The sequence below is a fragment of the Bacillus sp. GZB genome (assembly GCF_001975995.1).
GTDB classification, from domain to species: Bacteria; Bacillota; Bacilli; order Bacillales; family Bacillaceae; genus Bacillus; species Bacillus velezensis.
Genome location: NZ_MTQG01000016.1, coordinates 975,390 through 995,827 on the forward strand (window position 1 = coordinate 975,390; position 20,438 = coordinate 995,827).

Consider the following 20,438-nt stretch of genomic DNA (forward strand, 5'->3'; position numbering starts at 1 on the left):
GCAAGATAACAAAGGTGTAAGAAGCACTTCCATGTTTCATGTGAAACATTTCGGCAGGATGGAGGGGGACTGATATAAAAAAAGAGCAGGAGCCCGCAGGCTCTTGCTCTTTTCTTTCGGCTTACTCGCCAGTTACGTATGGAAGTAAAGCCATTTGACGTGCGCGTTTGATCGCGATAGTCAATTTACGTTGGTATTTCGCGTGTGTTCCAGTTACACGGCGAGGTAAGATTTTACCACGCTCAGAAACAAACTTTCTAAGAAGATCTACATCTTTGTAATCGATGTGCGTAATGCCGTTAGAAGTGAAGTAACAAACCTTACGGCGTTTCGCACGACCGCCTCTGCGTCCTCCTGCCATTGTCATTTCCCACCTTTCTCGTTATGAATATAGCGATAATCTATTAGAACGGAAGATCATCATCCGAGATGTCAATCGGCTTGCCGTCGTTGGCAAATGGATCATCATTAAAGCTGTTCCCTTGATTTCGTCTCTGGTTGTTCTGATTTCCGCCGAACGGATTATCATTTTGGCCTCCGCCAAAGTATTGGCCTCCGCCGCTGTTTCCTTCGTTGTATCCGCCTGATCCAGAACCGCCGTTGTTTTTAGGCTCAAGAAATTGAACACTTTCAGCTTGGACTTCTGTCACGAAGACACGCTGTCCCTGCTGGTTTTCATAATTTCTTGTCTGGAGTCGGCCGTCTACGCCGGCAAGGCTTCCTTTTTTAAGAAAGTTTGCAACGTTTTCGGCTTGTCTTCTCCAAGTGACACAATTAATGAAATCGGCTTCACGTTCTCCGGACTGGTTCGTGAATGTACGATTCACAGCAAGAGTAAACGTGGCGACAGCCGCACCGCTTGGCGTATAACGAAGCTCTGGGTCTTTTGTCAGTCTTCCGACTAATACAACTCGGTTAAGCATATGAAAGACCACCTTTTAACATTATATATTTCAAATTGCTTATTCTTCTTCTTTAACAACGATGTGGCGAATGATATCGTCACTGATCTTAGCTAAACGGTCGAATTCAGCAACCGCTGCAGCTTCAGACTGAACGTTTAAGATTTGGTAGAAACCGTCACGGAAATCGTTGATTTCGTAAGCAAGACGACGTTTACCCCAATCTTTTGTTCCAGTGATCTCCGCTCCGTTAGAAGTTAATACGTTGTTGAAACGCTCGATAACTGCCTTCTTTGACTCTTCGTCAATGTTCGGACGGATAATGTACATAACTTCGTACTTTTTCATCTGTTTGCACCTCCTTTTGGTCTAAGCGGCCCTATAATGGGCAAGGAGCAATAATTCTATTACTCACAAGTTTATATTATACCAAAGCTCTTGTCCCTTTACAACTGTGTCCTATACATTAAATCGGAAATGAATGACATCTCCGTCTTGGACTACATATTCCTTACCTTCCAGACGCACTTTTCCGGCTTCTTTCGCTCCGGACATTCCGCCGCCTGCCAAAAGGTCTTCATAAGCAACCGTTTCAGCGCGGATAAAGCCGCGTTCAAAGTCAGTGTGGATGATACCCGCACACTCAGGAGCTTTCATGCCTTTTCTGAATGTCCATGCGCGCACTTCCTGTTCGCCCGCCGTAAAGTATGTCGCAAGGCCGAGAAGAGAGTATGACGCTTTAATCAGCTGATCAAGACCTGATTCTTCGATGCCGAGCTCCTCAAGGAACATTTGCTTTTCTTCGCCTTCCAATTCAGCAATTTCAGACTCAATTTTCGCGCAGACGACGATAACTTCGGCGTTTTCACCCGCGGCGTACTCCCGGATTTTCGCAACATATTCATTATCTGAAGGATCAGCCACTTCATCCTCGCTTACATTTGCCACATAAAGCACGGGTTTTGACGTAAGCAAATGAAGCTGCTTCACAAGCTTTTGCTGTTCTTCCGTAAATTCAACGGAACGGGCAGGCTTTTCTTGTTCGAAAGCTTCTTTTAATTTAGACAGAATGTCAAATTCAAAAACCGCTTCTTTGTCTTTTTGCTTAGCAAGCTTGCTTACACGCGTGATGCGTTTTTCGACTGTCTCCATGTCGGCAAGAATCAATTCAAGATTGATGGTTTCAATATCGTCAATCGGATCGACTTTCCCTGACACGTGCGTAATATTGTCATCAGCGAATGCGCGTACAACGTGACAGATCGCATCAACCTGACGGATATGAGAAAGAAACTTATTTCCGAGTCCTTCACCTTTAGATGCGCCTTTTACGATCCCCGCGATATCAGTGAATTCAAACGCAGTCGGCACCGTTTTTTTCGGGTTCACCAATTCAGTCAGCTTTTGCAGACGTTCATCCGGCACTTCCACGATTCCCACGTTCGGATCAATTGTACAGAACGGGTAGTTGGCTGATTCGGCACCAGCCTGGGTAATTGCATTAAATAACGTCGATTTTCCGACATTCGGCAAACCGACAATTCCAGCAGTTAAAGCCATTCTTTCATCTCCTCTATATCAAACCATCATCGTATAAACGTATTGTAAACCTAGAGCAATTATAAGGAGGTTCATAGGAAAAGACAAGCTGAGAAAAAAGCATTTTCCGCCCTCTCTCTCCTTAGATTATCCTTTTTTAACCGCTACCAGACAGTCAAAAAGCGTACTTCCCATTCCATTATCGGAATTTGAATCCTTTGTGAGCATGTTGACGGAGCCTCCGAATGCCGCCCACATGCCTTCATCTATATTTACTGTCTTCGGGTGAGCCTGCTTCATGATTTTCACCCTGCCGCGCAGACGGCCGCGGTCATTGTATACCTCTGCCGTATCTCCGTCTTGAAGTGAAAGCTCCTCGGCGATATCCGGCGACAGATCCACCTGAATCTGCTGAAGCTTTTCAATAAACGGCACGTGCTGTGAATGATTGGAGTGCTGCGGGTGAATGGACAGCAGCGTATACGGATATTTCCCGGCCAGTCCGGCGTCATGATAAACAGACTCCTCCGGCACTTCCAATTGAGGGAGGCTGCTGTATCCTTTCTCTTCTGCCAGTGACGAGACGAATTCAAATTTTCCGCTCGGGGTTAAAAATTGAAAATCACTCCACGGAACCTGTTTGACCGGAAGCGGCATATGTCCTTTTTCCTTTAATTGCTCAAGGGTGATTCCTTCTTTCTCCAAAGAAGAGAGCCCCATTTTTAAGAAATCTTCCGTACTGTAATCAAAGAGCTCCCCGAATCCGAGACGCTTTGCGAGCTCCGTCCAGATCCAGCGGTCTGATTTTGCCTCTCCCTGCGGTTCCGCAAGCTTCTTGCCATATTGAACATAGTGATGATACATGCTGGAATAATAAATATCTTCCTCTTCGAAAACAATGGCCGTCGGCAGCACATAGTCACAGAGCTTCGCCGTATCGGTCATGACCGAATCAATGGCCACTGTGACCGGTGTTTTTCCAAACGCTTCCTTCACTTTTTTTGTATTCGGCACCTGTGTCAGCGGATTGCCGCACGTCACGATGATCATCTCAATCGGCGGATCGGCTGCATTCAGCGCCTCTTCGGCTTGAGTCATCATCGAAAACGTTCTCGAACTTTTCTTCAGATCAGGACGGGTGAGCTCGGCCTTTGCAAAGCTTTCACCGACTTGCACATTTCCGAAGTTTGCGCCGCCGCCTTTGATACCTACATTTCCGCTCGCCGCAGCTAAAGCGTCAATCCACCGTATCGTCCCGCCCCCGTTTTTATATCTCTGCATCCCAAGACCCATAAAAGTGGAGGCGGGACCGTCAGCATATAAATCAGCAAGATATTCAATCACTTCTAAAGACGTTTCTGTTTTCTCAATGATCTCCTCAAAAGAAATCGTCTGCAGAAGCTTTTCTATTTCTTCAAAACCGACCGAATGCCTTTGAATGAAATCGGAATCGGTTCTGCCGGTTTGGCATAATATTTTTATAACACCCGCCGCAAGCCAGCCATCCATGCCGGGTTTGACGGATATATACCGATCGGCAAGCTTTGCAGTCGGGTTAAAAATAGGATCAATGACCGTCAGTGTCGCTCCTTTTTTCTTCACCTGCTGCAGATGATGATAGAGGTGCATATTCGTCCGGGACACGTTTCTGCCCCATACGATCACATGCTTGCTGTGATAAATATCAAGCGGTCCATGCCCGTAAGAACGCCCGAAATCCCAGCGCTGCGCTTCAATGCCGGAACCCCAGCAAATGCTGCCCGCAATCTCCGTCACACCGCCGTATCCATTGAAAAAACGCTGGTCGAGCGCCTTCAAAAGACCGTTATTGGCGTAATCATGACTGTGCAGCACTGCGGCAGTGCCCAACGTCTCCTTAATCACCGCCATTTTTTCAGCAATTTCATCTAACGCCTGCTCCCAGGAAATGCGGACAAATTCGCCGTCTTTCTTTTTTAAAGGAAAACGAAGCCGTTCCGGCGCATTCGTTTTCGTCTCCAGCATTCTGCCACGGCCGCAAATTTTCCCTTCTGTAATGGGATGATTCGGGTCTCCGTCTACTTTCGTCACTTTTCCATCCTCAACTGTCACCAAAAAGCCGCAGCTGTCCCAGCAATTCAGCGGGCACGCTGACTGATGCACTTTGCTCATCGGGCCTCTTCCTCTCCTCTATATGAAAAAGCATGAGCGCCAGCCCTTATGATGTAGGCTCCTCATGCTTGACGAGTACTTTTTTCAGCTTTCTCTCAAAATCTCTTCTCGGAATCATGACACTGTGGGAACAACCCGTGCATTTGATCCGAATATCCATTCCCATCCGAATGATTTTCCACCTGTTTTCACCGCAAGGATGCGGTTTCTTCATTTCAACAATATCATTCAGGCCAAAGTCTTTATCCGCCAAGACCCTTCACCTCTCTCCATAGACTGCTTTATTTATTGTACAAAAAAAGACAGGATAAGAGCAACGGCCGCACTCAAAATGAGCATTATACTTTTTTCCATCTCCCTAAAATAGGGTAAAGAAGAAGACATACCAGCAAATAAAGACTTAAAAGCCCGTAAATGGGATATAAAATCGCGATCAAATCTGAAAAACCGATTGTCGTAAAAGGCACCATCACAGCTAAAAGAAGAGATACGAGCGTCCATCTCGGCAATTTCACAAATGCAAGCATGCGGCTGGACAGCCCGAACAGACCGGTCACGGTTGTCGTATAGATAGCTAAAAAAAGCACGGCGGCCATACAAAGAAATAACGGATAAGGAGCGCCTTCAAGAACGGCGAAAAGAGGAATCTCATATTGTGTAAGACTGCCCGCAAGCTGTACAAGCGTTTCATTGTAAACAAATGAAATCATACCGAAAATCAGTCCGCTCGCAACGCTTGCGATTTTCGCTTCTCCCAGTCCCTTCATATCTTTCCCGATTGAAGAAAGAACAGCGACAACAGAAAGGATGTTTAAGGACGTGAAGGTAATGCTTGCCGGCCAATTATACTGGCGGGTCAAATCTATCGTCCACGTGTAATGATGGGTTGTCTGAAAAAAGACCAATGCATATAACAGCCCCGCTACAAGAATCGGTATCAAAATACTATTCAGAGATAATATTCCTTTTATATCCCAAAAGAATAAACCGACGGTCACAATGCAAAGAAGAAAAATACCGATCCAAAACGGCAGCTTGTACATTTGCAGCGTCACACCGCCGCCGGCAATCATAACCATCGTCATTGAAAACAAATAAAACATAATAAGCACATCATAGACTTTAGCAAGAGCCGGCCCCATCAAATGCTCAAGCACAGGTAAAAAGTGCGTTGATTGAACCCGATAGCTGATCTTCAACACAATATAAGCCGAAATCGTAAACATGACTGTAAACAATACAATAGCCAGTCCGCTTTCGACACCGAAAAACTGCCATATTTCCTGCCCGCTTGCATATCCAGCCCCAATCTGGCTGCTTAATATGAGCAGCATCCACTTCATCCCGGCTCTCCACACCCTCATCACCTCATAAAATTTCTGATCATCTCCGCATATTGCTACTATATTGAGTGACAGCGGCAAACATTCATACAAATGGGACAAATATGGTATGATAACGACGATTAACTATTCAGAAAATTTTATTTATATAAGGAGCTCAAATCATGTACATCAGGCGTTTAACCGCAAGTGATACCCAGCCTTACTCCGATATCAGGCTCAAAGCTTTAAAAGATCACCCCGACGTATTCGCGGTCAGCTATGAGGAGGAGAAAGAATGGCCGTCCGAAAAATTCAAAGCCAGGCTAGAAGCCGGCAATGCCATCTTGCTTGGCGCCTTTGAACAAGACAGACTGATAGGAATCCTCAAGATCTCCAAGCATCCGCTGTTTAAACTAAGACACATTGCGGTTATCGGTTCTATGTATATTTCCCCCAAACACCGAGGGTCAGGCGCGGGAAAAGCGTTAATGACGGAAGCCATCAACCGGGCAAAAAAGATGAAAGCCACAGAACAGCTCCATCTCTCTGTTACTTCAACAAATGAACCCGCAAAAAAACTCTACGCTCAGTTAGGATTTATCCTCTTCTCTACAGAAAAAAGAGCGCTGAAATTAGATCATCAGCAATATGTCGACGTAGACCAAATGGTCTTATTTCTTTCATGAACTTAGAGAATAACTGCTCTGAGTTCTTTTTTCTATCCCGCTCTTTTCAAACAACCGGCATGCTGATCATGACATAAGCATAAAAAAAGGCAGCGCTGGATATACTGTAAACAACCATACAACACCAAAAACAACAATGTATTACTCGTATGACATGACAAGGAAGTGAACCTTATGAATCGAAAAGGCGGGCTTTTTTCTCAAGAACGGGCAAAACAATATGTATCTCATACCGATTCTTCTGCTGCGAATCAAATACAAGCGATCCTTACTTCATCTTTACGTAAAGCAGCCGGCAGACCGTTAGTCACCGTGTGTATCGGTACAGATCGGTCGACCGGAGATTCATTAGGTCCGCTCGTAGGAACAAAGTTAGAAAAAATGAATTTAGGCAGATTGCACGTTTACGGCACGCTGTCAGATCCTGTTCACGCCGTCAATATGAAAGACAAGCTGAAAGATATTCAACATCTACATAAAAATCCGTTTATTATAGCGGTTGATGCTTGTTTAGGCCGCGTCAAAAGCGTAGGGTCATTTCAAATCGGCGATGGGCCGCTGAAGCCCGGAGCAGGTGTTCAAAAAGATCTTCCTGAAATCGGTGACGTCCATATCAACGGAATCGTCAATGTCAGCGGGTTTATGGAGTATTTTGTCCTGCAGAATACGAGGCTTCATCTTGTTATGAGCATGGCAAATGTTTTAGCAGAGGGGTTACAGCTGACAGATAAATCAGAAGGCCGGCAGGAACGGCTCAGTCCATTTCATAAGCTGACAAGACGTATATAAAAAACCATCTTTTTTTAAAAAGATGGTTTTTACGCTTCTCTTTCAGACAATAGTTCTAGGATACGTTCAAGATCTTCATTTGAGAAAAACTCAATCTCAATCTTCCCTTTTTTCTTTTGTCTCTTTATATTTACTGTTGTTCCGAAGTAATTTTGCAAATACGATTCCCGCTCTTTTAACACCACATCTTGGACAGGTTCTTTTTTCTTTGTTTCACGTGGAACATTGTTGTTTAACTGCTGAATCAGCTGCTCAAGCTGACGGACGTTCAGCTGTTCTTCAACCACTTTCTTCACAAGCGGTTCAAGCTTGTTTTTATTTTTCAAACCAAGCAAGGTTCTGCCGTGTCCCATGGATAACGTACCTTCTGCAATGAGGTTCTGGATGCTTTCCGGCAGCGTCAGCAGTCTTAAATGGTTGGCAATATGAGGCCTGCTTTTTCCGAGCCGTTTAGCGAGCTGTTCCTGGGTTAAATCCAAATGCTTCAGCAGTGAGTCATATGCCAGAGCTTCTTCAAGCGGTGATAAGTCTTCACGCTGAAGGTTTTCCAAAAGAGCGATTTCCCGCATCAGCGATTCAGATAAATCCCGCACGATGGCCGGCACTGTCTCTTTACCGGCAAGTTTTGCGGCGCGGTAACGGCGTTCGCCGGCTACAATATCATAGCCCTTCAATGATTTTCTCACGATAATGGGCTGAAGAATGCCATGCTGAATGATGGATTCCTTCAGTTCAGCTAATGACTCATCGTCAAATTGTTTTCTTGGCTGATAAGGATTGGGACGTAAATCACTGATTTTAATCTCTTCCACTGTCTCTTCAGACAAATCAACCTGATTAAACAACGCGTTAATCCCTTTTCCGAGCCCGCCTTTAGCCATTCGCTGCCACTTCCTTTGCTAAATCTAAATATACTTCCGCACCTCTCGAACGCGGATCGTATAATATGATCGGCTTGCCGTGACTCGGCGCCTCACTTAAACGGACATTGCGAGGAATAATGGTTTGATACACTTTATCTCTAAAGTATTTCTTTACCTCTTCTATCACTTGAATGCCGAGATTCGTTCTGGCATCAAGCATCGTCAGAAGCACTCCTTCTATCATTAAGTCGGTATTTAAATGTTTTTGCACAAGCCGAACTGTATTTAATAATTGACTCAATCCTTCAAGAGCGTAGTATTCGCACTGAACCGGGATAACGACTGAATCTGAAGCGGTAAGCGCATTAATCGTTAATAACCCGAGAGACGGAGGACAATCAATAATCATGTAATCGTAATTTTGTTTCACAGATTCTAATGCTCTTTTCAGCCTGACCTCCCGTGAGATCGTCGGAACCAATTCGATTTCCGCTCCCGCAAGCTGGATCGTGGCCGGAATGACATCTAAGTTCTCTACTGAAGTCGGTTTAATAATATCTGTAACATCTGCATCATCTACTAAAATGTCGTACACACAATGATCCACATCGGCTTTTTCAATCCCTAATCCGCTCGTTGCATTGCCCTGCGGATCAATATCAACAAGAAGAACCCTTTTACCTATGTAAGCCAAGCAAGCCCCCAGATTAACAGAAGTCGTCGTCTTCCCGACTCCGCCTTTTTGGTTCGTAATTGCTATGATTTTTCCCACGATGTCACCTACCTTCACATGAACATGTACTGTCTTGTTTCTATCTTATCAAAAAAAGAGTAAAGCGTTTTATTTTTTTCATAATTTGTTTATCAGCAAGTGAAAAAAATGTAAACGAAAAAGACACTTTCTAATATAAGTTCTCCGATAAAGTGACTTTTTTGACTGTAAAAAGACAATTCACGACACAAAAAGATAAAATTTTACATATATAATGTATAGTGCACAATAAATCTATCATTATCTCAAAATAGTTTTTTGATTAAAATAAAAACTCCCCTGCTGATCAGGAGAGTTTTTATTTAGGTATCCGAATGGTAAGCTGGATGTACTCTTCGAATTCTTCTTCTTCAGTGTTCAGCCTGACGCCGCTGTCTTCTACCATAGACAGTGACTGACGAATCGTATTCATCGCAATTCTTGTATCCCTGCTGAACGCTTTGCGTCTCGGCTTTGGTTTCTCCTTATTCTGTTCAAGCATTTTCACCACTCTGTCTTCCGTCTGCTTAACGTTTAAGCTTTTCTCAATGATTTCCGCAAGCAATGTGACCTGAAACTCCGGCTGTTTGAGCGGAATCAGTGCTCTTGCATGACGTTCCGTAATTTTTTTCTCCATAATCGCATCCTGGACGGGTTCCGGGAGCTTTAACAATCGGAGCTTGTTCGCAATCGTTGACTGGCCTTTTCCTAAGCGCTGCGCCAAGGCTTCCTGTGTTAAATCATGAAGTTCTAACAGCCTTGCGTACGCATGAGCTTCCTCAATGGAGGACAATTCTTCCCTTTGCAGGTTTTCAATCAAAGCGACAGATGCTGTTTCCGTATCAGAAAAATCTTTAATAATTGCGGGAATCTTCTCCCATTCAAGCGTCTGTACCGCTCTCCAGCGCCTTTCACCCGCAATGAGCTCATATTGTCCTTCATCTTCTGTATGTCTGACAACAATCGGCTGAATGATGCCGTGTGTATGGATAGTCATTGCTAACTCTTTGATTTTTTCATCTGAGAAAATGGTGCGTGGCTGAAAACGGTTGGGAACGATAGCATGTACCGGTATTTCGAGTATCTCTTCTTTGTTTGTATCATGCTCAGCTATCTCCGGTTCCTCTTCCTTCTCACCAAACCCGAAGAAACGAGAGAATGAATGCTTCATGTACCTACACCACCTTTAAAAACTGCCATTTTTATAATTCTATTTTCTCATGGTTTTTCCTGCTGTATCTTCATCAATTTTGCAGAAAATATGATGGAATTGTCACATCAGGCTGTCTAAATTACCCTTCAATTGGCGATTTATTTGGAGTACCCGGTTTTCTCGGATATTTTTTCGGAGTGCTTTTCGTCTTGCGAATGATCATGATGTTCCGTTCACTTTCTTCAACAGGAAGTGTAAAGGAATGAACTTGTTCAAGCTCTCCTCCCAATACTTTAATCGCCTTTTGCCCCGCTTTCAGCTCTTCATCAGCTGCTGCTGCTTTTAGTGCCGCAAATACGCCGTTTTTCTTGGCCAGCGGCAGACAAAGCTCACTCAGGACCGACAGACGCGCCACCGCACGGGCCGTCACGAGATCGAAGCTTTCCCGTACGTCTTTCCGTTGTCCGAATGTCTCCGCTCTGTCATGGACAAATGTCGTATGCTCTAATTGTAAAGTATCAGAGAGAGTTTCCAAAAACGTAATCCGCTTATTCAGTGAATCGACGATGGTGACATGCAGATGCGGGAAACAGATTTTGATGGGCAGGCTTGGAAAACCGGCGCCGGCGCCGACATCACAAAGAGTGGTGACCTTTTCAAAATCAATATAAAATGCCGCCGTTATCGAATCATAAAAATGCTTGAGATAAACTTCCTTTTTCTCAGTGATGGATGTCAGATTCATTTTTTCGTTCCATTCCACGAGCATCCGGTAATACAACTCGAATTGCTCCAGCTGGCGGTCAGAAAGGGAAATCCCTTTCTCCGCTAAACTGGATGTAAATTCCTCTATATTCATGCCGTCATCCTTTCTATTCAGCTACCTTGGCAATACGGCCCTGCTCCAGGTATACCAGCAGGATTGAAATGTCTGCCGGATTGACGCCGGAAATACGGGACGCTTGAGCAACTGATAAAGGACGCACTTCTTTCAGCTTTTGACGGGCTTCAGTAGCAATTCCTTTAATGGCGTCATAATCAATCCGATCAGGGATTTTTTTGTTTTCCATTTTCTTCAGCTTTTCCACTTGCTGCAAGGATTTTTCGATATATCCTTCATATTTCACCTGAATTTCCACTTGTTCCGCCACATCTTGCGGAACCGGAGAATCTGCAGGCGCAAGTTTTGTCACTGTTTCATAGTTCATTTCCGGACGTTTCATTAAATCTGTGCCGCGCACTCCGTCTTTCAGCTCGCTTCCGCCGAGTGAACGGATATATTCCTGATTCTCAGGAGACGGCTTGATAATAACAGACCAGAGACGTTTTTTCTCTGCCTCGATCGCCGCTTTTTTCTTCTCAAACGCTTCATAGCGCTCATCAGAAATTAAGCCGATATCGTGGCCGATTTCCGTCAGACGAAGATCCGCGTTGTCGTGACGGAGCAGCAGTCTGTATTCCGCCCGTGAAGTCAGCAGACGGTACGGTTCATTGGTTCCTTTCGTTACCAAATCATCAATCAATACACCGATATAAGCATCGGAACGGCTGAGGATCACTTCTTCTTTTCCAAGCGCTTTGCGGCCTGCGTTGATCCCTGCCATAATTCCTTGCCCGGCTGCTTCCTCATAACCTGATGTACCGTTAATTTGACCGGCCGTGTACAGGTTAGGGATTTTTTTCGTCTCCAGTGTAGGCCAGAGCTGCGTCGGTACAATCGCGTCATACTCAATCGCGTATCCGGCTCTCATCATCTGCACCTTTTCCAGTCCCGGAATGGTCGCCAGCATCCGCTGCTGCACGTCCTCAGGAAGACTCGTGGATAAACCTTGAACGTATACTTCCTGCGTATTTCTGCCTTCCGGCTCAAGGAAAATCTGATGACGCGGTTTATCATTAAACCGAACGACTTTATCTTCAATCGAAGGGCAGTATCTCGGTCCCGTTCCTTTAATCATACCGGAATACATTGGCGAACGATGCAGGTTGCTGTCGATGATCTCATGAGTCTCAGGACTCGTGTAAGTCAGCCAGCAAGGCAGCTGATCGGTAATGTATTCAACCGTTTCATATGAGAAAGCGCGCGGAACCGGGTCCCCCGGCTGGATTTCTGTTTTGCTGTAATCAATGGAATCGCTTGAGACACGAGGAGGCGTGCCCGTTTTAAAACGGACGAGATCAAAACCGAGCTCCTCTAAGTGCTCAGAAAGTTTAATAGACGGCTGCTGGTTATTCGGACCGCTTGAGTAAGACAGATCACCGAGAATGATCCGCCCTCTTAAATACGTTCCGGTTGTCAGCACGACCGTTTTTGCCTTATATTCAGCACCGGTTTGCGTAATGACACCGCGGCACTCCCCGTCTTCAATGATTAAACGCTCGGCAATTCCTTGAAGAAGTGTCAAATTCGGTGTTTTTTCCAGCGTATGCTTCATTTCGTGCTGATATTGGAATTTATCCGCCTGCGCACGCAGCGCCCGTACGGCCGGACCTTTTCCTGTATTCAGCATTCTCATTTGAATATGAGTTTTATCTATATTTCTAGCCATTTCTCCGCCGAGCGCGTCAATTTCGCGGACGACAATCCCTTTCGCGGGGCCGCCGACAGACGGATTACATGGCATAAACGCAACCATATCAAGATTGATCGTCAAAACAAGCGTTTTGGCTCCCTGGCGCGCGGATGCGAGGGCAGCCTCAACACCGGCATGCCCGGCGCCGATGACAATCACGTCGTATTGGCCTGCTTCATACCCCATGGTTTTTTCCTCCCTTTTATTTACCTAAACAAAATTGTGAAAAGAGCTGATCAATTAAGCTTTCGTGGACGGCATCACCGATGATTTCGCCCAGCAGCTCCCAGCACCTTGTCAAATCAATTTGCACCATATCAATCGGAACATCCTGTTCAATTCCGTTCAGCGCATCATCAATCGCTTGCTTTGCCTGATGCAGAATCGAGATATGACGGGTGTTGCTGACATAGGTGAGATCTCCGCTTTCGATCGCTCCTGTATAAAATAGCGACTGAATCGCTTCCTCTAAATCTTGAATGCCTTCTTCTTTCAGCAATGAGGTCGTGACGACAGGCCGGCCTTTCGCCAGTTCCTTGACGCGCTCAGCGTCAATCTTAGCCTCAAGGTCCGTCTTATTCATAATGACAATGACATCCATTCCCTCAACCGCTTCAAACAATTTCACATCTTCTTCAGAAAGCTCTTCGCTGTGGTTAAGCACAAGCAAAATGAGATCCGCTTCCTTCAGAACCTGCCGTGACCGTTCCACACCGATTCTTTCGACGATGTCTTCTGTCTCACGGATTCCGGCGGTATCGACAAGCCGAAGCGGCACGCCTCGGACATTGACATATTCCTCAATCACATCACGCGTCGTTCCCGGAATATCGGTTACGATCGCCTTCGTTTCATGGACAAGGCTGTTAAGCAGAGAGGATTTTCCGACGTTCGGACGGCCGATGATCACGGTAGACAGTCCCTCACGCAAAATTTTTCCCTGCTCAGACGTACGGAGCAGCGCCTCGATTTCTTTCTTCACGCCGCTTGCCTTCTCCACTAAAAGCTGATGCGTCATTTCTTCGACGTCATCATATTCCGGATAATCTATATTAACCTCAACATGGGCAAGTGTTTCTAACAACTCATCACGCAGACGGCGGACAAGCGCGGAAAGCCGTCCTTCCATCTGGTTCATGGCGACATTCATGGCACGGTCCGTTTTGGCCCTGATCAGATCCATCACCGCTTCTGCCTGTGATAGGTCAATCCGTCCGTTTAAAAATGCGCGCTTCGTAAACTCACCGGGTTCTGCCAGTCTCGCACCTTCTCTTAAAGCAAGCTGGAGCACCTGATTAACCGTCACAATACCCCCGTGACAGTTGATTTCAATGACATCTTCCCTTGTGAATGTTCTGGGCGCTCTTAAAACAGACACCATGACTTCCTCAATAATCCGTCCCGTCGTGCTGTCCGCGATATGCCCGTAATGAATGGTATGCGATTCTGCCGAACTGAGCGTTTTGCCTTTCGGACCCTTGTACATTTTGTCGGCGATCTTTACGGCTTCCGGGCCGCTCAGCCGAACGATCGCGATCGCGCCTTCACCCATCGGAGTTGAAATCGCTGCAATTGTATCCATGCTGTTCACCTCTCTTTATCTCTGTTTCCATCTATATAAAAAATTTTATTTACGCCAAAATTAAAAGATAACATAGTTTGGTTTGAAGTGGAAGATACGTTATCCACAAAGGCAGAAATTCATCCCTTATTACTTTAACTTATCCACATGTGAATAACAATTAATTTTATTTCCTAAAACCTTTTTTATCAACAGCATAGACCGAAAAAGAAAAAACTTAAACGCGAAAAGTGCGATTCTGCTTAGGAATAGAGCCATTTTTACCAATAAAAAAACCGAAGTTCCGATTTTACCCGGACTTCGGTTTTCTGCTATCTTTATGGGAAATAACGAGATGGCGGTACCGGCCTTCACCGGTAGAAAACGTTTTGATATTTGGATGCTTTGACAGCGCGTCATGGATGATTTTTCTTTCACCTGACGGCATCGGTTCTAAATGCACATCTTTTTTCGTTTTCGACACTTGCTTGGCCAGCCTGTTTGCCAGCTGCTCCAGAATTTCTCTTCTTTTCCGCCGATAATTCTCAGCGTCGACAACGGCTTGGCGATACTGGCCGGAGCCGCGGTTCAAAACAAGCTGCGTCAATGTTTCCAGGGCATTGAGTGTTTGTCCTCTTTTGCCAATAAGCAGCGCCGCTTTTTCACCTTTAATGTGAAAACAGACTGTTTTCTTGTTTTCTTCCGTAACAATCTCAGAAGGTCCGGCAATGGAATGGATGATTTCTTCCAAATACGCTTTCGCTTCATGAACAGGATTTTTTTTCTCTTCCAGTTCTACGATCGCATTCTTTTTTCCAAAAATACCCAAAAACCCTTTGTATCCTTCTTGCACCACCGTTATTTCTACTTGATCTTTCGTCAGTTGAAGTTCCTGAAGGCCTGATTGAACTGCTTCTTCGACATTCCGTCCCGCAGCAGTCACCTTCTTCACTTTTTCTTTCCTCCCGCTTTCTGCGTTTCCGGATCGTGTTTAATGTCAGGTCCTTTAATAAGGAATGTCTGAGCAATCATAAACAGGTTTCCGACTACCCAATACAGAGAAAGCGCGCTCGGGAAGTTGATCGCAAATACGATGATCATGATCGGCATAATCCATACCATCATTGCCATTTGAGGATTCTGAGTCGGATTTCCGGCCATCATCAGCTTCTGCTGGACAAAAGTGGCCACACCAGCAACGATAGGAAGAATATAGTAAGGATCCTTCTCTCCTAGGTCAAACCATAAAAAGCTGTGCTGTGAAATGGCTTGCGTACGCATAATGGCGTGGTAGAATCCGATCAAAATCGGCATTTGAATCAGGATCGGGAAACATCCCGCCAGCGGGTTTACCCCGTGCTTTGAAAACAGGGCCATCGTTTCCTGCTGAAGCTTCTGCTGCGTTTTTTGATCTTTAGAGCTGTATTTTTCTCTGAGCTTCTGCATTTCAGGCTGCAGCGCCTGCATTGCTTTTGAGCTTCGAAGCTGCTTGATCATCAGCGGCAGAATCAGCAGACGAATTAAAATCGTAACGATGATGATCGATAAACCATAGTTATCGCCCGTCAGTTTCGCTACGTACGTAATGACTTCTGACAATGGATACACAACATATTTGTCCCAGAAATGCGGACTATTCGCCGTAATCGGCTCTTTCACACTCGAGCACCCGGCCAGCAGCACGAGCATACCGACCATACTCAGTAGTAACCATATTCTCCTTTTCAAGAACGTTTCCTCCTATACCAATCTTTATGAACCTTGTATGTATTTTAGCATCTTTCAGTTTCAAATGGCGTTCATTTTTCGCCAAATAAAAGGAAGCGCTTTTAAAAACGTGAAGAAAACAAAATATGAGCTATTTTGACGAAGATTTCTTATATAATGAGGTTTTTCTGAATAAGTGCTGCAGACTCTTTTTCGTTTCTTCAAAACTGAGGTCGCCGGCGGGTTTTCTTGCGATAATAATAAAATCTTTCGGCTTGAGCAGCTCTTTTTCCTCCTGAACAGCCTGTCTGATTAACCGCTTCACCCGATTGCGCACGACGGCATTGCCGATTTTTTTACTGACAGAAAGCCCTACCCGGAGCTCTTCCTGTTTCGGCTGATCAAGCGTATACAGCACGAACTGGCGGTTTGCCATAGACGTTCCGCGTTTAAACACTTTTTGAAAATCTTCATTTTTCTTTAACCGATTTCGCTTCTTCACTTTAATTCACTCCGATATTCACTCGCAGAAACTTTTATTTCTATCTAAAAAAAACGGGCCGCCGGAATACTGAAGAAATTTCTCCAGTACCGGGCGACGCATGACATCACTTTTCTCTTAATGTGAAAAAAGACCACTGACATTATTCAGTGGCCTAAGCTGATAATACTTTTCTGCCTTTGCGGCGACGGCGTGCTAATACTAGACGACCGTTTTTTGAACTCATACGGCTTCTGAAGCCATGAACTTTACTGCGTTTACGGTTATTCGGTTGGAATGTTCTTTTCATTTATGACACCTCCCTCGAGGAATAGCTGTTAAAGACAGTCTTACTTATTATATTTGTGCTGCCTATTCATTGTCAACTTCAGCAGTGCTTTTATTTCTTACAACCATAATAGGATAACATACCTTAACCAGTTTAGAAACCTTATTTTTCATATTCCTTTTTTTAACGCAAAAAAAAAAGCCGCGCTCCCCCGGAAAAACGACATGTGGATAATTTTTTGGCCTTTTTTTAATATCCACAGTCGTTATCGACAACATTTTCACATTGCTAACCCATGTGGACAAAGATTTTTCAACAAGTTGTCAGGTTTGTGGATAAGATTACGAGAACCATTGCAAGTCCTCGCTTAATTTGATATTATATTTGTGTTTTAACTCTTAATTACTTATCCAGCCCATTCTCTTTATCCACAAACTGTGGATAAGTTGTGGATTGTTTTCACACAGCTTGTGTAGATTGTTGTCCACAACTTGTGGAATTTGTCGAAAAGCTGTTTTTCTACTATACTATATGTTTTCAACATTTCGTGTGTACGAATGGTCAGAGCCATATGCTCTTTTTTTGTGTTCTATAACAGGGAAAGGGCGCTGATTTTTAAAGAAAAGGAGGGCTGTGCCGGATAATGGAGAATATATTGGATCTTTGGAATCAAGCTCTAGCTCAAATTGAGAAAAAGCTAAGCAAACCGAGTTTCGAAACTTGGATGAAGTCGACGAAAGCCCATTCGCTGCAAGGGGATACCTTAACCATCACCGCTCCCAATGAATTTGCCAGAGACTGGCTGGAGTCCAGGTACTTACATCTCATTGCAGATACCATATACGAATTAACCGGGGAAGAATTGAGCGTCAAATTTGTCATTCCTCAAAATCAGGACGAAGAAAACTTTTTACCGAAACCGCAAGTGAAAAAAGCGGCAAAAGAGGAACCGTCTGATTTTCCCCAAAGCATGCTCAACCCGAAATATACATTCGACACATTCGTCATCGGATCGGGAAACCGATTCGCCCATGCAGCATCACTGGCTGTGGCGGAAGCACCCGCTAAAGCGTACAACCCTTTATTTATATACGGGGGAGTCGGCTTAGGAAAAACCCACTTAATGCACGCGATCGGCCATTATGTCATTGATCATAATCCTTCAGCCAAAGTGGTGTACCTGTCTTCTGAAAAATTCACAAATGAATTCATCAACTCAATCCGCGATAATAAAGCCGTTGATTTCCGCAACCGCTACCGGAACGTTGATGTACTTTTGATAGATGATATTCAATTTTTAGCCGGAAAAGAACAAACACAGGAAGAGTTTTTCCATACATTCAACACGCTTCATGAAGAAAGCAAACAAATCGTGATTTCCAGCGACAGACCGCCGAAAGAGATCCCAACCCTTGAAGACCGCCTGCGTTCGCGGTTCGAATGGGGATTGATTACGGATATCACACCGCCGGATCTGGAAACGCGGATTGCCATCCTGAGAAAAAAAGCGAAGGCGGAAGGTCTTGATATTCCGAACGAGGTCATGCTTTACATCGCGAATCAGATTGACAGCAACATCCGCGAACTGGAAGGGGCATTAATCCGGGTTGTCGCCTATTCATCCTTAATCAATAAAGACATTAACGCAGACCTGGCTGCAGAAGCATTGAAAGATATTATTCCGTCTTCTAAGCCGAAGGTCATTACGATAAAAGAGATTCAGCGGATTGTCGGACAGCAGTTCAACATTAAGCTTGAAGATTTCAAAGCGAAAAAGCGCACGAAATCCGTGGCGTTCCCAAGACAAATTGCGATGTATCTTTCAAGAGAAATGACGGATTCTTCTTTGCCTAAAATCGGGGAAGAATTTGGCGGCAGAGACCATACAACCGTCATTCACGCCCATGAAAAGATTTCAAAACTGCTGATTGATGACGAGCAGCTTCAGCAGCAGGTGAAAGAAATAAAAGAACTGCTTAAATAATAGTGCCCTCGGATGAATCGGGGAAAGTGTGAATAACTTTTTCATAGCCATACACAGTCTGTCCACATGTGGATAGGCTGTGTTTCCTGTCTTTTTCACAACTTATCCACAAATCCACAGGCCCTACTATTACTACTGCTATTTTTAAAATATATTAATTATATTATCCGTTAGGAGGATAAACATGAAATTTACGATTCAAAAAGATCGTTTAGTCGAAAGTGTACAAGACGTTCTAAAAGCCGTTTCATCCAGAACCACAATTCCCATTCTCACCGGTATTAAGATCGTCGCCTCAGATGAAGGAGTATCTTTCACGGGAAGTGACTCTGATATTTCAATCGAGTCATTCATTCCGAAAGAAGAAGATGATAAAGAAATCGTGACGATCGATCAGCCGGGAAGTATCGTGCTGCAAGCGCGTTTCTTCAGCGAAATTGTTAAAAAACTTCCGATGGCGACTGTTGAAATTGAAGTTCAAAATCAATATTTAACGATTATCCGTTCCGGAAAAGCCGAATTTAATTTAAACGGCCTTGATGCAGATGAATATCCGCATCTGCCGCAAATCGAAGAGCATCACGCCATTCAGATTCCGACGGATCTTTTGAAAAACCTGATCCGCCAAACCGTGTTCGCTGTGTCCGCCTCAGAAACACGCCCTATCTTGACAGGTGTAAACTGGAAAGTCGAAAACGGTGAATTATTATGCACTGCCACCGATAGCCACCGACTCGCTTTAAGAAAGGCGAAGCTTGATATTCCGGAAGACAGCTCTTATAACGTGGTCATTCCCGGGAAAAGCTTAACCGAGCTGAGCAAAATTCTTGATGACAACCAAGAACTGGTTGATATCGTCATTACAGAAACCCAAGTTCTGTTCAAAGCGAAAAACGTATTGTTCTTCTCAAGATTGCTTGACGGAAACTATCCGGACACGACCAGCTTAATTCCGCAGGAAAGCAAAACGGAAATCGTCGTGAACACGAAGGAATTTTTACAGGCGATAGACCGTGCTTCTTTATTGGCGAGAGAAGGCCGCAACAACGTTGTAAAGCTTTCTGCCAAACCGGCGGATTCGCTGGAGATTTCATCAAATTCTCCGGAAATCGGGAAAGTGGTCGAAGCTGTGCTGGCTGACCAGATTGACGGCGAGGAATTAAATATTTCATTCAGTCCAAAATATATGATGGACGCACTGAAAGTACTTGAAGGAGCGGACATCCGTATCAGTTTTACGGGAGCGATGAGACCGTTTCTTATCCGTACGCCGAATGATGAAACCATCGTTCAGCTCATCCTTCCGGTCAGAACGTATTAATCAAACAGAATGTGCTGCCGGCTTAGTTCGGCAGCTTTTCTATTCATCAGCCGCTCCCTCAAGTTTTCCCTTTCCTTATTTCAGGATTTTTTAGTACAATTAGATATTAGTGATATTTGAAAGAGGTCGATATTATGGCAAATCCGATTTCGATTGATACAGAAATGATTACGCTTGGCCAGTTTTTAAAATTAGCCGATGTGATTCAGTCCGGCGGCATGGCGAAGTGGTTTCTGAGCGAGCATGAGGTGACTGTCAACAATGAACCTGACAATCGCCGCGGCAGAAAGCTTTACGTTGGAGACGTGGTCGCGATTGAAGGATTTGGTTCATTTCAAGTCGTCAATTAAAGCGGGTGACAGC

22 protein-coding genes are annotated in these 20,438 nt (G+C 44.6%); 5 read left to right on the forward strand and 17 right to left on the reverse strand.

Going from position 1 to position 20,438, the window contains the following annotated elements:
* Nucleotides 1–121: 121 nt before the first annotated feature.
* From rpsR to BXO87_RS10795, 7 genes are all read right to left on the reverse strand, one after another.
* A complete protein-coding gene (gene rpsR / locus BXO87_RS10765) occupies nt 122–361 on the reverse strand; it encodes a 30S ribosomal protein S18 (protein ID WP_029325793.1) in 240 nt (79 codons plus the stop codon).
* Nucleotides 362–404: 43 nt separating this feature from the next.
* The gene (ssbA, locus tag BXO87_RS10770; protein WP_007615071.1) at nt 405–923 is read right to left on the reverse strand and encodes a single-stranded DNA-binding protein SsbA; all 519 of its coding nucleotides are present in this window, start codon (nt 921–923) and stop codon (nt 405–407) included.
* A 39-nt stretch (nt 924–962) separates the two neighbouring features.
* Nucleotides 963–1,250: a 30S ribosomal protein S6 gene (gene rpsF, locus BXO87_RS10775; RefSeq protein WP_004392977.1), complete on the reverse strand. Its 288-nt coding sequence runs from the start codon at nt 1,248–1,250 to the stop codon at nt 963–965.
* Nucleotides 1,251–1,361: 111 nt separating this feature from the next.
* Entirely contained in the window at nt 1,362–2,462 is a 1,101-nt protein-coding gene (gene ychF / locus BXO87_RS10780) for a redox-regulated ATPase YchF (RefSeq protein WP_004392975.1), read from the reverse strand.
* A gap of 126 nt (nt 2,463–2,588) precedes the next feature.
* On the reverse strand, nt 2,589–4,592 hold the full coding sequence (locus BXO87_RS10785; RefSeq protein WP_038460617.1) for a molybdopterin-dependent oxidoreductase: 2,004 nt from the start codon (nt 4,590–4,592) through the stop codon (nt 2,589–2,591).
* 46 nt (nt 4,593–4,638) lie between these two features.
* Nucleotides 4,639–4,845, reverse strand: coding sequence for a DUF951 domain-containing protein (locus BXO87_RS10790; protein WP_004392973.1), 207 nt, complete (start codon nt 4,843–4,845; stop codon nt 4,639–4,641).
* Nucleotides 4,846–4,930: 85 nt separating this feature from the next.
* Complete coding sequence (locus BXO87_RS10795) at nt 4,931–5,956, reverse strand: YkvI family membrane protein (protein ID WP_087920784.1); 1,026 nt, start codon at nt 5,954–5,956, stop codon at nt 4,931–4,933.
* Between the two features lie 143 nt (nt 5,957–6,099).
* Between BXO87_RS10795 and BXO87_RS10800 the strand changes: the two genes are divergently transcribed.
* Nucleotides 6,100–6,603: a GNAT family N-acetyltransferase gene (locus BXO87_RS10800; protein WP_038460620.1), complete on the forward strand. Its 504-nt coding sequence runs from the start codon at nt 6,100–6,102 to the stop codon at nt 6,601–6,603.
* 174 nt (nt 6,604–6,777) lie between these two features.
* Nucleotides 6,778–7,392 carry a spore protease YyaC gene (gene yyaC / locus BXO87_RS10805; RefSeq protein ID WP_004392969.1) on the forward strand — a complete coding sequence of 205 codons (615 nt, stop codon included), beginning with the start codon at nt 6,778–6,780 and terminating at the stop codon, nt 7,390–7,392.
* A 29-nt stretch (nt 7,393–7,421) separates the two neighbouring features.
* Here the strand turns inward: yyaC and BXO87_RS10810 are convergent, their stop codons facing one another.
* From BXO87_RS10810 to rpmH, 10 genes are all read right to left on the reverse strand, one after another.
* Nucleotides 7,422–8,273 (reverse strand): ParB/RepB/Spo0J family partition protein, encoded by an 852-nt coding sequence (locus tag BXO87_RS10810; RefSeq protein ID WP_004392966.1) that lies wholly within the window; start codon nt 8,271–8,273, stop codon nt 7,422–7,424.
* Nucleotides 8,266–9,027: a sporulation initiation inhibitor protein Soj gene (soj, locus tag BXO87_RS10815; RefSeq protein ID WP_007409899.1), complete on the reverse strand. Its 762-nt coding sequence runs from the start codon at nt 9,025–9,027 to the stop codon at nt 8,266–8,268. Before soj ends, BXO87_RS10810 begins: the two co-directional genes overlap by 8 nt.
* 298 nt (nt 9,028–9,325) lie before the next feature.
* Complete coding sequence (gene noc / locus BXO87_RS10820) at nt 9,326–10,177, reverse strand: nucleoid occlusion protein (RefSeq protein ID WP_047936375.1); 852 nt, start codon at nt 10,175–10,177, stop codon at nt 9,326–9,328.
* Between the two features lie 121 nt (nt 10,178–10,298).
* A complete protein-coding gene (gene rsmG / locus BXO87_RS10825) occupies nt 10,299–11,018 on the reverse strand; it encodes a 16S rRNA (guanine(527)-N(7))-methyltransferase RsmG (protein ID WP_076851331.1) in 720 nt (239 codons plus the stop codon).
* Nucleotides 11,019–11,031: 13 nt separating this feature from the next.
* Nucleotides 11,032–12,918 carry a tRNA uridine-5-carboxymethylaminomethyl(34) synthesis enzyme MnmG gene (mnmG, locus tag BXO87_RS10830; RefSeq protein ID WP_007615086.1) on the reverse strand — a complete coding sequence of 629 codons (1,887 nt, stop codon included), beginning with the start codon at nt 12,916–12,918 and terminating at the stop codon, nt 11,032–11,034.
* A gap of 16 nt (nt 12,919–12,934) precedes the next feature.
* Nucleotides 12,935–14,314 carry a tRNA uridine-5-carboxymethylaminomethyl(34) synthesis GTPase MnmE gene (mnmE, locus tag BXO87_RS10835; protein WP_007409903.1) on the reverse strand — a complete coding sequence of 460 codons (1,380 nt, stop codon included), beginning with the start codon at nt 14,312–14,314 and terminating at the stop codon, nt 12,935–12,937.
* Nucleotides 14,315–14,603: 289 nt separating this feature from the next.
* On the reverse strand, nt 14,604–15,245 hold the full coding sequence (gene jag / locus BXO87_RS10840; RefSeq protein ID WP_020958121.1) for an RNA-binding cell elongation regulator Jag/EloR: 642 nt from the start codon (nt 15,243–15,245) through the stop codon (nt 14,604–14,606).
* Nucleotides 15,242–15,991: a YidC family membrane integrase SpoIIIJ gene (gene spoIIIJ, locus BXO87_RS10845; protein ID WP_007409906.1), complete on the reverse strand. Its 750-nt coding sequence runs from the start codon at nt 15,989–15,991 to the stop codon at nt 15,242–15,244. The genes jag and spoIIIJ overlap by 4 nt, the downstream gene beginning before the upstream one ends.
* A 160-nt stretch (nt 15,992–16,151) precedes the next feature.
* Complete coding sequence (gene rnpA / locus BXO87_RS10850) at nt 16,152–16,502, reverse strand: ribonuclease P protein component (protein WP_004392944.1); 351 nt, start codon at nt 16,500–16,502, stop codon at nt 16,152–16,154.
* A gap of 154 nt (nt 16,503–16,656) precedes the next feature.
* Nucleotides 16,657–16,791, reverse strand: a complete 135-nt coding sequence (gene rpmH, locus BXO87_RS10855) for a 50S ribosomal protein L34 (protein WP_003178075.1) — start codon at nt 16,789–16,791, stop codon at nt 16,657–16,659.
* Between the two features lie 622 nt (nt 16,792–17,413).
* Here rpmH and dnaA point away from each other — a divergent pair.
* The 3 genes from dnaA to rlbA all read left to right on the forward strand — a co-directional run bounded on the left by dnaA (nt 17,414) and on the right by rlbA (nt 20,425).
* Entirely contained in the window at nt 17,414–18,754 is a 1,341-nt protein-coding gene (dnaA, locus tag BXO87_RS10865; protein WP_007409908.1) for a chromosomal replication initiator protein DnaA, read from the forward strand.
* Between the two features lie 184 nt (nt 18,755–18,938).
* Complete coding sequence (gene dnaN / locus BXO87_RS10870) at nt 18,939–20,075, forward strand: DNA polymerase III subunit beta (RefSeq protein WP_014416704.1); 1,137 nt, start codon at nt 18,939–18,941, stop codon at nt 20,073–20,075.
* A gap of 134 nt (nt 20,076–20,209) precedes the next feature.
* Entirely contained in the window at nt 20,210–20,425 is a 216-nt protein-coding gene (rlbA, locus tag BXO87_RS10875; RefSeq protein WP_004392910.1) for a ribosome maturation protein RlbA, read from the forward strand.
* Nucleotides 20,426–20,438 lie beyond the last annotated feature (13 nt).